Here is a 12667-nt window from a genome sequence, read left to right on the forward strand (position 1 = left end):
CTGGCATATACCGTCAGGAAATCTCACATGAGCCGTTCGCTGTTGCCACCGCTCAATGCGCTGCGCGCGTTCGAGGCCACCGCCCGCCTGGGCGGGGTTGGCCGCGCCGCGCAGGACCTGCACGTGACCCACGGCGCGGTCAGCCGCCAGCTGAAGCTGCTGGAAGACCACCTCGGCCTGGCGCTGTTCCAGCGGGCCGGTCGCGGCCTGCGCCTGACCGCTGCGGGCACGCGCCTGCAGGCAGCGTGCAGCGAGGCCTTCAGCGGCATCGAAGACTGCGTGCGCGAACTGCGCCGGCCGACGGCGGCCCCGGCGCTGGTGCTGGGCTGCAGCGGCAGCGTGCTGGCGCGCTGGATGATTCCGCGCCTGCCCGCACTGCAGGCCGCCCTGCCCGGCGTACGCCTGCAGTGGTCGGCGCTGGATGGCAGCTTCACCGAGGCGCAGGCCGCACTGGACGCGGTGCTGCTGCTGGCGCAGGGGCCGTGGCCCCGGGGCTGGCAGGTGCGTGAGCTGGCGCCGGAACGGGTCGGCGTGGTGGTGGCCCCCTCGCATCCGGCCGCGCAGCGACTGCGGCATGTGCCGCCTTCGGCGCTGCTGCAGGAGACGCTGCTGCACACCAGCTCACGGCCGCAGGCATGGCCGGCGTGGGCGCAAGCGCACGATCTGGACACCTCGAAGCTGCAGCTGGGTACTGCCTTCGAACACCTGTACTACCTGCTGGAGGCAGCGGTGGCCGGGCTGGGCCCGGCGATCGCACCCGAGCCACTGGTGGCCGAGGACCTGGCCGCCGGGCGACTGGTCGCGCCGTGGGGGTTTGCCGCCACCGGTGGCTTCTGGGTGCTGGCGCGACCGGATGGACCGGCAGATGGGCGCGTGGATGCGCTGGCCGACTGGCTGGGCCAGCAACTGCGCTGACAACAAAAAGGGGACGGAGGGAATTAAGTCGCAAGTGGCACAGACAACAAAAAGGGGACGGAGGGGATTAAGTCGCAAGTGGCACAAACGACTTAATCCCCTCCGTCCCCTTTTTTCAGCTGGCAGTCGGGGTGGCCAGTCGCTGCTGCAGGTCTTCGCGCAGGCGCGACAGCTCGACTTCGGCCTGCTGCCGCTGCTGCATTCCTTCGCGATGGATGCTGCGCACTTCCTCGACCGTGGCGATCAACTGGTCGTGCACGTGGCGCAGCGTGGCCACGTCGATCACGCCGCGCTGGTTGCTGCGCGCGGTATCCACCGAGGCCTGGCGCAGCAGGTCGGCGTTGCGGCGCATCAGCTCGTTGGTGGCATCGTCGATGGCGGTGGACAGCTCGACCGCGGCCTTCTGCTCACCCAGCGAAAGCTGGATGGCGAACTGGCGCTTCCACGACGGGATGGTGATCTCGCGCACCGTGTTGAACTTCTCGATCAGCTGCAGCGCGTTGGCCTGGATCAGGCGGATCATCGGCAGCGACTGGTCGGCCGCATGCTGCATCAGCTGCAGGTCGGACACGCGCTTTTCGAGGAGGCGGATCGCGTTGTCGACTTCGCTCTGGCGGATGCGCTGCTGCGGATCCTCACTGCCCTGCCCGGCCTGCTGCTCGGCCTGCAGTTCGGCCAGGCGCTGCTTGCCGGCCGCAGCATACAGGCCCAGCGCATGGCGTTCTTCGCGGACGATGTCATGCATGCGGTCGAACTCGCCCACGCGCTTGCCCATCAACGCCTGCTGCACACCGACATCACCCAGCAGCTGCTCGATCTGCGCATTGGTGTCGCTGAACTTCTGCACCAGCTCGCCCTTGGATACGCGCAGGCGGTCGATCAGGCCACCGATCACCGGCACCTTCGACCGCTGCGCGAAGCCGTCCAGCTTCAGGCTGCGTGCGATGCGCACCACTTCGCCCAGTTTCTCGCCGCTGGCATCGAGGTCACGATTGCGCACCTGGTCCAGCAACTGGCTGGAAAACGCAGCGGTGCGCGTGGCCGCTTCGCGACCGAAGACCTGCAGGTTGCCCGGGCGCAGGTCATCCAGCTCCAGACGGATCTCGGCGATGCGCGGCAGATCCTCGCGGACCAGGCCAAGCGCCTGCAATGCGCCTTCATCGAGCGGAACGGCGGTAGTCGTGCCGGGCACGAGGGCACCGGGGGTCTGGCTGTCCTGGGTCATCGGGCAGTCTCCTTGCAGTTGGGTAAGCGGCAGCGGCGGCCGGCTCAAGGCAGTCTAGCCTGAGCCGCCGCGACCTCGTCATCGATCTGTGCGTGCAGCGTGGCGGCCTTCGCCGCCAATGTGGCGCCGGCCGCGGCCTGGCCCGCCGCGGCGGCCTGCCGCCAGGCTGGCAACAGGACGTCATGGATGCGCGCGAAGCGTTGCAGCAGCACGTTGTCCTGGTCCTGCAGGAGCTGCCACTGGCCGGCCTCGAGACGGCGCAGCGTGGCCAGCCGGCGCAGGTGATCGAGCCGTTGCGACAGCGCGGCCTGGCCGGCGGTATCCAGCGACGCCAGCCGCACCGCTGCCAGCTCGACCCAGGCGTCCAGCGCTGCGGCCGCCGCTGAATGTCCGGCGATGGCCATGGCCCGCAGCTGCAGCTGCTGCTGCAGCTGCTGGGCCTGCTCGCGCGCCTGCAGGGCCAGCACGCCCAGCTGCGACTGCAGCGCACGTCCTTCCGCCTCGCGATCGACATCGCGCCCCAGCAGGCGGCCCCACCAGCCCGCCTGCTGCCGGATCTGCGCCGGGTTATCGGCCTGCAGGGCCAGCGCGATGCGTGCCAGTGCGGCCACCAGCCCTGCGCCCGCGCCCGGCGGCAACGGTGTTTCGCGCCGCGCCAGCGCCTGCAGCAACGGCGCACCATAGTCGGCCAGCGCGGCGACATCGGCCGTGTCCGGCAAGCTCGGTGGCGGCAGTGGCGCCTGCATGGTCACGGCAGCGGCGGCGGCTTCGGTGTCGTCGCTGGAATCTCCTCACCGTCGTCCGGCGGCAACGACTCGCCGTAGAAGTGACGCATCAGCGCCTCATCCAGCGCGCGCTCCTCCGGCGTCGTGGCACGGCGCACACGCGCACGCTGCGCCACCGCACTGTTCGGCACCCCACGCTCGACCTGCTGCCGCGCCCAGCCGGCGAACGCGGCCAGGGTCTGCGACACCTGTGCCTGCTGCGCCTGCGATGCCGCCAACAGTTCCACCAACGGTGCCAGGCCAGCCTGCAGGTCGTCGGCCAGGACCGTCGTCGGCACACTGGCGGCTGCCGCGACCGGCACCGGCGCGGCGGCCGGACGTGTTTCAGAAAGACGATGCAGGGCCTCCAGCAACGCCGGCCACGGTGCCGGGTCGGCAACGGCAATCGCTTCCGGCGCCGGCGGCGGAAGCTGCAGGGCGGTGGCGATGTCGGCCAGCTGCGCGACCACGCGCCCGCCGACATCGCTGTCGTCGGCCCCCATGGCCTTGTTGCGCAGGAAGTCGCGCTTGATCTGCGTCCAGCGTTGCGCCTGCGTGTCGTCCAGCACGCCGCGCAGCTCGGCCAGCTTCAACAGGTTTTCTTCGGCGCCGGTGGTCAGCAGCTGTGCCTCGCCCAGGTAGTGGTCGGAGATCAACTGCTCCAGCTCGTCCTCGTTCATCACCGGCGAGATCTTCTCGGCGAGCTTGTTCATGTTGCGGTAGCTACCCTGCAGCCGGAACGGCGGCTCGGTGCGGTAGCGGTCGTCCTGCGCGGCACTGGCGATGTACTGCTGGTTGACGCGGTAGACCACGTCGCGCACGCGCAGCATGCGCTGCAGGGTGGCGGTGATTTCGTTGATCTCCGCGCTGCTGTAGGCGTGGCTCAGGCCGTTGGTCGAGACCTCCTTGCCCATCGCCCGGTCGACCAGCGTGTACAGGTCAGCCATGTCGCGCGTAGCCAGCGGCGCCAGCACCGGGTTGGAAGTCAGGCTGTTCTCGATGTAGCTGAGGGTAAAGGCCGCCTCCATGCCACCGAGCACATCACCCAGGTTGTAGATGTCGGCACGGTTGGCCAGCATGTCCGGAATCTTGAACACCTCGCCGGACTCGGTATACGGGTTGCCGGCCATCACCACGCAGAATTTCTTGCCGCGCATGTCGTAGGTGCGGGTGCGACCGCGCCACACACCTTCGATACGGCGGGTGCCATCGCACAGCGAGATGAACTTCTGCAGGAACTCCGGATGGGTGTGCTGGATGTCGTCCACATACAGCATGGTGTTGTTGCCCATTTCCAGCGCCAGGTTGAGCTTCTCCAGCTCCTGCCGCGAGGTCGCGTCCGGTGCCTGGGCCGGGTCCAGCGACCGCACCTCGTGACCCAGCGCCGGGCCGTTGATCTTCATGAAGACCAGGCCCAGGCGGTGCGCCACGTATTCCATCAGCGTGGTCTTGCCGTAGCCGGGCGGCGAAATCATCATCAGCAGGCCCATCAGGTCGCTGCGCTTGTTCTCGCCGACCGTGCCCATCTGCTTGGCCAGGTTGTCACCGATCACGCCCAGGTAGACATCATTGATCAGCTTGTTGCGTACGAACGAGGACAGCGGCCGCGCCTTGAACTCGGAAAGCCGCAGGGTCTCGCGCTCGCGGCCGATGATGCCCTGGCGCAGCGCCTGGTAGGCATGGAACGCTGGCACGAAATGACGCAGGTGCTGCTTCAGGCGCGCCAGGAAATCATCCAGCGATACCACCAGCGTGCCGTTGCTGATGCGGGCGTGTTCACCCAGCAGGCCACTGACCTCCGCCTGCAGCGCGGCGTCGCTGGCACGGGTACGCAGCTGGCGCTGCACCAGCAGCAGTGCTGCAGCCTCGTCGACGTAGCCGGCATGCGGGGCATGCGCCGGCATCCGCGCCAGCGCCCGCAGCCACTGACCGGCCAGCGCCCAGCGCGTGGCCAGCGGATCCTGGCTGCGCTGCAGGGCGCGTTCGACCGCCTCGCGTTGCCCGGCCTGTTCCAGCTGCCGAGCCAGTGCCTCCAGCAGCGCTACCGCATGGCGGCTGCTGCTGAACACCGGTTCGCCGGCCGCCAGTTCCTCGCCCAGATAAGCGGCCGCGGCCTCTGCGGCATCGGCATCGAACGGCAACGCGTGGGATTGCGCATACGCCAGCAGTGCCTCGGCCATTTCCGCACGCAACGCCAGGCGCCCTTCGTCGGACCCCAGCAGGCGTGCCAGCGCTTCAGCACCCATCTGGCGGGCCGGCCACTGCGCCACCGCTTCGCGCCGCTGCTCGGCAGCCCAGAACAGCACCGCCAGCGCACGCACCCGCGGTGCATGGCGCAGGCTGCCGGCCGCCTGCTGCAAGGGCAGCAACGCACGCAGGATCAGCGCGGCATCATGGTCATGGATGCCCCGCTCGTAGCCTTCGCGGTAGCGCGGTGCGGCAAACGCACGCACGCGCTGGTCCAGTGCTTCGGGCGTGGCGACGTCGTGCTGCAGCGTGGCCAGGTCAAGCCCGTCGCTCCCCTCCTGCGCGGCCATCAACAGGCTGCCGGCAAGATACTCGCCGCGATACAGTGCAGGTGATTCGGAGTCCAGGGTGACCGGCCAGAACGGCTTCAGCGCATCCAGCTCCGGATCGTGCAGGGTCTCCAGGAAGTCGGTGCCGGTCAGATGGATCGCCAGCGTGTCACCACGCGGCAGCAGGGTCAGGTCCAGCGCCTGGGTGTTGACGCTGAAGCGATGGCGCGGCCCCAGCCGCACCACGTTGCCGCCCGCCTCGTACAGATCACTGCGGTCACGCAGCTGGCGCACCGCCTGGTCACGCACGCCCTTCAGGCGCGCTTCGATGTCGTCGGCCTTGACGTTGTCATGCAACGCGCGCAGGCGTTCGGCCAGCTCACGCAGCTTGAGGATCAGCGGATCGCCGGCAAAGAACGCATTGAGCTCATCGGCGGTGGCGAAGCGCTCGGTGCGCTTGGCCAGGCCATCGAGGATGCGGCTGGCCGCATCCAGCACCGAACGTGCCTTGCGCTGGCGGTCATCCAGCAGCGCCTGCTTGTGCGTTTCGAAGGCTTCAACCAGCTCTTCGCGCTTGCTCAGGATGTCGCCGAGGAACTGCTCGTGTTCGCCGAACTGGCTCTCCAGCTCCTCCAGCTGCACCAGCAGGCGCGACAGCTGCTCGTCGGCACGCTCCGGGTCCGTGGCCAGCGCCAGCGCGCTGGTGATCGACTGCGAGAACAGCGCGAACTGCGCGGCGAACTGCGCCACGGCCTCGGCTGAGCCGAGCGACCTGCGGCGCTGATCGGCACGCGCGCGGGCCTGGTTGAGGCGGCCGTACAGCACCGAAATGGACTCGACCACGCGGGTGCGGGCGGTGGCATCGTCCACCTTCAGGCCGGCCATCAGTTCAGACAGCATATCCAGATCGGCCGCCATCCCGCGCAGCCCCTCCAGCTGCTCATCCAGCTGGCGGGCACTCTGCGCCTGCTGCGCAGCTTCATCCAGCGCCTGCAGGCGCGTGGTCAGCGGCACCAGCGCGGCATCGCCGGCGAGGAAGTCACCCGTGGCGGCGCCGACATGATCCTGCGCCTCCACCAGCTCGGCCGTCATCGTCTCGATGCGCGCGGTGTCGATGTAGCGCAGCTCGCGGATGGTCAGCAGCCGTCCGCGCAATGCGGTGATCGCATTGAGGGCCTCGACGAAGGCCTGCACCTCGCTCCAGTTCTGCGGCTGCAGCCGGCCCAGCAGCGCCTTGTGCGCGGCCTCTGCCTCGACCATCGCCTGCGCCGACTGCTGGCGGATCGACTGCACCTTCTCGTACTCGTCCAGCACCGATTCGCCGGTGGCGCTGATCTGCCGCAGCAGCGCCTCGGCGCCATCGCAGGCCGCGTCGCCCAGCCAGTGGTGGGCATCGAACAGGCGCCGGGTGTCGGCCACCAGGCGCTGGTAGCGCTGCACCGACACGTCCTGGCCATCGATCTCGCGCGCCAGGTTGAACAGGTTGGAGATGCCCCGCACCAGTTCGGCGTTGCCGATGCGTCCCATGAAGGTGTTGCCGGGTGGCCGGCTTGCAGCAAACTCGTCACTGCTGAACGGGGTCTGCCAGACCTGCATCGGATGGATGCGGGTCGGTTCGCTGCCTTCGGCATGGAACAGCACCATGCGCCCGTCCTGCATCAAGGCGTAGCCATGGCCGAACACCGGGTTCTGCAGCACGCGCTGGATGGTGTTGTAGACGAACAGCGCCGAGCGCCCGCCTTCGCGTTCGTAGAAGATGTACAGCACGTCCTCGCCGTTGGGCGAACGGATGCTGCGCTTGAACTGCATGCCGGCCATCGAGGCGTCGAACGCCTTATGCTCGCCGCCCTGCAGGTAATAGCCACCCGGGAAGATCACGCCGTGGTCTTCGGGCAGCTGCACGCAGGCCTGCACGATCGCATCGTTGCGCACGATGCCGCCGGTCAGCGTGTTGTAGATCAGCCCGCGCCACTCCGTCTCGCGGTACGGCAGCACCTTCAGCAGCACCAGCGAGCCGACCCGGGCGAATTCGAACTGGGCGTCGTCCAGCGACTGCGTGCTGTCCTCCACCGGTTCGCTGTAGATGCCCTGCCCGGTCTCGGTGTTGTTCTCGACCTTGATCGTGAGGTCGCCGCCGGTGGTCTCCACGAACAGGGTATCGAGGATGTTCAGGTGCGAATGGCGGCCATTGACCGCCAGGTCGCGGGTCGCCCGGGTCCATTCGAAGTCGAATGGCGGCGGCAGTGCGATATCGCGCTCACCGCGCGCATCCAGATAGGTCAGTTCCCCATCGCGCGACAGCGCCCAGCGGAACACGCGCACGTCGCTGCTGCGCTCACCGATCTGGAACGACGCCAGCAGCTTGTCCCCCACCACGATCAGCTGCAGCAGGCGCGCGTGCTTGTAGTAGGCGTACAGCTCGTTGAAGTCGTGCACGAAGCCGGGCTGGTCGAGGAAGCTGCCCTTCAGCTCCAGCGCCGCCACATCGTAGCCGTCGCTGCCCTGCACCAGCCGGTACAGGCCGAACACGTCCTCGATGCGGGTCTGGGTCTTCAGCCCGATGAACACGTTGTAGCCGAACAGCAGGCGGTCCGGCCCGACCTGCACGATGTCACGGCCGACGCAGTTGTTTTCGCTGCGGATGCGGAAGCGCCCGACCACCTCCAGGCGGCTGTCGCCGAACTCGGCCAGGCGCTGGCGGTTGAGCGTTTCGGCCAGGCCCTGCAGGCGCTGGCCCTGCTCGGCCAGGCGGCGGCGCAGGACTTCATAGGCACCGCCCTGGGCAACGGCCTGGTCGACGGTAGTGCCGCCGGCCTCCGGTGCAGTGGATTCGGCGGACGGATGGGTATCAGACATCAGCAGGCTTCCGGCTCACGGGCGGACGGCCGCGGTTGCGGCCGGCGCGGGCGGGCGATGGCCGCAGCAGCCATCGCCCGATGCATCAACGGGCGCTGTCGACCACGGTGGCCGACACGGTCGGCACCGCTTCGGCATCCTCGGCGATCTGGCGCGGCGCCGGTTCGGCCACGGCCACGCCCAGGTAGCGCTGCATCAGCTCCTGCACGATCGGGCTCTTGCCGGCAAAGCCTTCGATCGACTTGCCCAGCGACACTGCCTTGACCAGGTTCTCGAACATGCCGCCGTCGCCACCGACCAGATCGATATCGGCGTTGCGCAGCGCGCTGGCGATGACGTTGGCGTTCTCGCGCGAGACTTCCTTGCCGGCTTCGATCGAGGCCAGCGCCTGCTTCAGGCTGTTGTCCAGCATCATGCGGAACTCTTCGTGGCCACGTGCCTGGTCGCTCAGCGAAGCGATCGCTTCGAACTTGCGCACCAGGCCTTCGGCCTCGGCCAGCAGCTTCTTCTGCACCACGCCGGCTTCGGCGTTGCCCAGCGATTCGGTGGCGGTGGCACGGGCCAGGCCCATCTTCTCTTCACCCTGCGCCTGCGCCTGCAGGGTCTCGGCCAGCACGCGGGCTTCGTTGCTGCCCTGCTTCAGGCTGGCTTCGGCCTTGGCTTCGATCACGCGGGCCTCGGCGATGCCGACCTTCTCGATGGCCAGTGCCGAAGCTTCACGCACCTGCGCTTCGGCCAGGCCCGGTGCGGCCTGCTCGGCGCGCAGCGCGTCGGCCAGCAGGCGCTTGGCTTCGGCCTGCTTGCCGGCTGCTTCGTGTTCGGCCTGTGCCAGCGTGGTCAGTTCCACTGCGCGGTGCTTGGAAGCGGTCTCGCGTGCCTGCGCTTCCTTTACCTCGCGCACCAGCGATTCCTGTGCCTTGGCCTCGGCTTCCAGGATCAGCACCTGCTTCTGGCGGTCGGCCTCGGAGACCTCGCGCACTTCCTTGATGCGCTCTTCCTCCTGCGCCACGGTCTTGTCGATGGAGATGCGTTCGCGGGTGATGTTGGCCACGTCCATCTTGCCCTGCTCGACCACCTTGTCGCGCTCCACGCCCTGCAGCTGCACTTCGCGGTCGGTGGTGACCTGCTCAAGCTGGCGTGCGCGCTCGACGCGCTCGGCCTCGATGGCCACGGCGCGCTGGCGGTTCTGCTCGGCCACTTCCACTTCGCGCAGGCGGTTCTGGTCGCGGATCTCGATCAGCTGCTGTGCTTCGATGCGGGCGTTCTCGGACAGCTGGCGCTGCTCTTCCTGCACCTTGGCGGTCTCGGCCTCCTCGCGCGCGCGGATGGTCTCGATCTCGCGCTTCTGGCGTGCTTCGGCTTCGGCCTGCTGGCGTTCCAGCGCCAGCAGCGCTTCACGCGCTTCCACGTTCTTCTTGGTGATGGCGAGCTTCTCGTTCTGCTCCAGCTCGTTGGTCACCACGTTCTGCGCGGCGGTCAGCTCGGTGATCTTGCGGATGCCCTGCGCGTCAAGGATGTTGAACTGGTCCAGCAGCGCCTTCGGGGTCTGCTCCAGGTAATCGATCGCCACGTCTTCCAGCACATAGCCGTTGAGGTCGTTGCCGATCACCGCGATGATCTCGTCGCGGAACTCCTGGCGCTTCTCGAACAGTTCGGTGAAGTCGAACTTCTTGCCGACCGTCTTCAACGCTTCGGAGAACTTGGCGTTGAACAGCTCATCGACGGCATGCTTGTCCGACGCACGGTCGGCACCGATGGCCTTGGCCACGCGCAGCACGTCGGCCTGGGTCTCGTTCACCCGCAGGTAGAAGGCCACGGCGATGTCGGCACGCATGTTGTCGCGGCAGATCAGGCCTTCCTTGCCACGGCGGTCGATCTGCAGGGTGATCAGGCTGATCCGCATCAGCTCGGCGCGGTACAGCACCGGGATGATCAGCGCACCGGTGAAGTGCACCTTGGGCGTGGAGCTCATGTCGTTGACGATCAGGGCCACGCCCTGGTCGACCTTGCGGTAGAAGGCCTTGAACAGCCCGGCCACGCCCAGCAGCAGGACGAGCAGGCCGCCGGCGACGGCCAGGAACGGTAAGAGGGATGCCAACGTCATTGATGAGTCTCCTTGTTGCCCGGAAGCAGGTTGTCCTGGAAATCGAGGGCGATCGCATCGGCGCGGACCACCCGGTAATAGTGTCGTTCGGCCATGTGCTCGACCAGCACGATGCGCTCGCCACGCTGCAGTTCGATGTCGCTGCGGATCTGCAGCACCAGCCCGGCGCCGCCATCATCGACCGTGGCATGACCGCTGCGTGCGTCCACTTTCGGCGATGCGACCACGCCGGCCCGGCCGAGCAGCGATGCCTGCGGCACCGGCCGCAGGCGCAGCAGGAAGCGCCGGACCGGGCGCAGGATCAGCGCGATGAGCGGTACCGCTGGCAGCGGTGCCAGCACCGCCACGAGCGTACCCAGGCCCCAGCGCAGCAGGTCCGGCAGCGGCAGCAGTACGAACAGATGGATGAAATAGGTGATGAGCCAGCCGAACAGGCTCAGCAGGGTGACCACCACCATGATCGGGACGCCACCCAGGCCCCAGCGCGCCAGCATGGCCGACAGGCCACTGAGGTCGGTCCCCGCCTCGAGCGCGCCATCGGCGCCGAGATTGCCAAAACCGTCATCGACCAGGCCGAACGCCGCAACCGCCCAATACATCACCGACACCAACAGCAGAATGCTGTACGGCAGCGTCGGGTAACCGAGTACGACGGTGAGAAACTCCTGCATCGCTTGCCTTCCTGGGCTGTGGGCGGCGGCCGCCCGTTCGGGGCGCGCCGCGCGCGTCCCGTCGATCCCCGCGCCAGCCCTCATGGCAGGCGCGCTTGGGACCATCCTATGTGAAGAATGCGTGCAGGCTCAAATCCAGGTCCAAATCACGGCAAATAATGACGCCAATCACTCGAGAACCGTGCAATCGGCGCGGCGCACTTCCTCGACGAAGGTGCGCATCTTGTAGCCGTCCTTGATGCCCGGCTCCAGTTCGATGCCACTGGAGACATCCACGCCCCACGGCAGGGTACCCAGCACCGCGTCGTAGACGTTTTCCGGGTTCAGGCCGCCGGCCAGCAGGAACGGGCGATGCAGGCCGGTCGGGATCCGGCCCCAGTCAAAGGCCACGCCGGTGCCGCCACCGCCGCCCGGCGCGTGGCTGTCGAACAGGAAACCGGCGGCGCTGGGATAGCGCAGCTGCAGGGTGCGGGCGTTGATCTCTTCACGGCCGCCCATGGCGATCGCCTTCAGGTACGGCATGTTGAAGCTGCGGCAGAAGCTCTCGTCTTCCTCGCCGTGGAACTGCAGCAGGGTCGGTCGTACCGTGCGCAGCACCTCGCGCACTTCTTCCTTGCTGTTGTTGCGGAACAGCGCCACCACGTCGACCATGGGCGCGATCGCCTGGCGCATCGCGCGTGCCTCGGCTGGAGCGACCCGGCGGCTGCTTTCACGGGCGAAGATGAAACCCACCGCGTCCACGCCCAGCTCACCGGCCAGGCGGACGTCGCCGGCCCGGGTCATGCCACAGAACTTGATGCGCGTGCGGTAGTAGGAGCGGCTCATAGCGTGACCTCGGCGGGCAGATGCCAGTTGTCGGGGTACAGGGGCCCGAGGAACACCAGGCCCTGCGGCGGTGCGGTGGGACCGGCTACGGTGCGATCGCGCCCGGCCAGCAGTTCGGCGATCCATTCCACCGGCTTCTCGCCACTGCCCACCAGGATCAGCGATCCGACGATATTGCGGACCATGTGATGAAGGAATGCATTGCCCTGCACGGCGACCTCGATCACCTCGCCCTGGCGGCTGACCTGCAGCGACTGCAGTTCACGCCGTGCATGCAGCGCCTGGCACTGCACCGAGCGGAACGCGCTGAAGTCGTTCTCGCCTAGCAGGGCCTGGCCGGCGGCATGCATCAGGCCCGCGTCCAGCGCACGGCGCTCCCAGCTGAGGGTCTGCCGCTGCAGCGCCGGCCGCACTTCGCGGTTGAGCAGGCGGTAACGGTAACGGCGTGCCCGCGCCGAGAAGCGGGCGTGGAAATCATCGGCCACGGGCACGCACCAGCGCACCGCGATCGAGCGCGGCAGGCGGGTGGTGGTGCCCAGCATCCAGGCGCGCGGATCGCGCACCACGTCGGTGTCGAAATGCACGACCTGGCACTGGCCGTGCACGCCGGCATCGGTGCGGCCGGCACAGACCACCTGCAGCGGCGCATCGGCCACCGACGACAGGGCCTGCTCAAGGCTGGCCTGCACGCTGGGACCACCCTCGCCCAGGTTCTGCCAGCCCCTGAAATCGCTGCCGTCGTACTCGACGCCAAGCGCGTAACGCATGTGCTACCTCGATGTTGCGGGAGG

At 68.0% G+C, this 12667-nt stretch carries 8 protein-coding genes; 1 reads left to right on the top strand and 7 read right to left on the bottom strand.

The features are described 5' to 3' along the window. The first annotated feature begins 27 nt into the window (after positions 1 to 27). Positions 28 to 915: a LysR family transcriptional regulator gene (locus AC5P8R_RS05010; protein ID WP_032957497.1), complete on the top strand. Its 888-nt coding sequence runs from the start codon at positions 28 to 30 to the stop codon at positions 913 to 915. 115 nt (positions 916 to 1030) lie between these two features. Here the strand turns inward: AC5P8R_RS05010 and AC5P8R_RS05015 are convergent, their stop codons facing one another. The 7 genes from AC5P8R_RS05015 to truA form a co-directional block, all read right to left on the bottom strand. Continuing rightward, complete coding sequence (locus AC5P8R_RS05015; RefSeq protein ID WP_014647882.1) at positions 1031 to 2140, bottom strand: toxic anion resistance protein; 1110 nt, start codon at positions 2138 to 2140, stop codon at positions 1031 to 1033. Between the two features lie 44 nt (positions 2141 to 2184). Continuing rightward, entirely contained in the window at positions 2185 to 2886 is a 702-nt protein-coding gene (locus tag AC5P8R_RS05020; RefSeq protein ID WP_014647883.1) for a hypothetical protein, read from the bottom strand. Positions 2887 to 2888: 2 nt separating this feature from the next. Then, positions 2889 to 8276 carry a DNA repair ATPase gene (locus AC5P8R_RS05025; RefSeq protein WP_495223049.1) on the bottom strand — a complete coding sequence of 1796 codons (5388 nt, stop codon included), beginning with the start codon at positions 8274 to 8276 and terminating at the stop codon, positions 2889 to 2891. An 85-nt stretch (positions 8277 to 8361) separates the two neighbouring features. Then, a complete protein-coding gene (locus AC5P8R_RS05030) occupies positions 8362 to 10380 on the bottom strand; it encodes a hypothetical protein (RefSeq protein ID WP_014647885.1) in 2019 nt (672 codons plus the stop codon). Further along, a complete protein-coding gene (locus AC5P8R_RS05035; RefSeq protein WP_495223050.1) occupies positions 10377 to 11051 on the bottom strand; it encodes a hypothetical protein in 675 nt (224 codons plus the stop codon). Before AC5P8R_RS05035 ends, AC5P8R_RS05030 begins: the two co-directional genes overlap by 4 nt. A gap of 168 nt (positions 11052 to 11219) precedes the next feature. Then, positions 11220 to 11876, bottom strand: coding sequence for a phosphoribosylanthranilate isomerase (locus AC5P8R_RS05040; RefSeq protein WP_014647887.1), 657 nt, complete (start codon positions 11874 to 11876; stop codon positions 11220 to 11222). Next, complete coding sequence (gene truA, locus AC5P8R_RS05045; protein WP_014647888.1) at positions 11873 to 12643, bottom strand: tRNA pseudouridine(38-40) synthase TruA; 771 nt, start codon at positions 12641 to 12643, stop codon at positions 11873 to 11875. The genes AC5P8R_RS05040 and truA overlap by 4 nt, the downstream gene beginning before the upstream one ends. Positions 12644 to 12667 lie beyond the last annotated feature (24 nt).

This window comes from Stenotrophomonas sp. YJH_SMC_73, assembly GCF_059370155.1.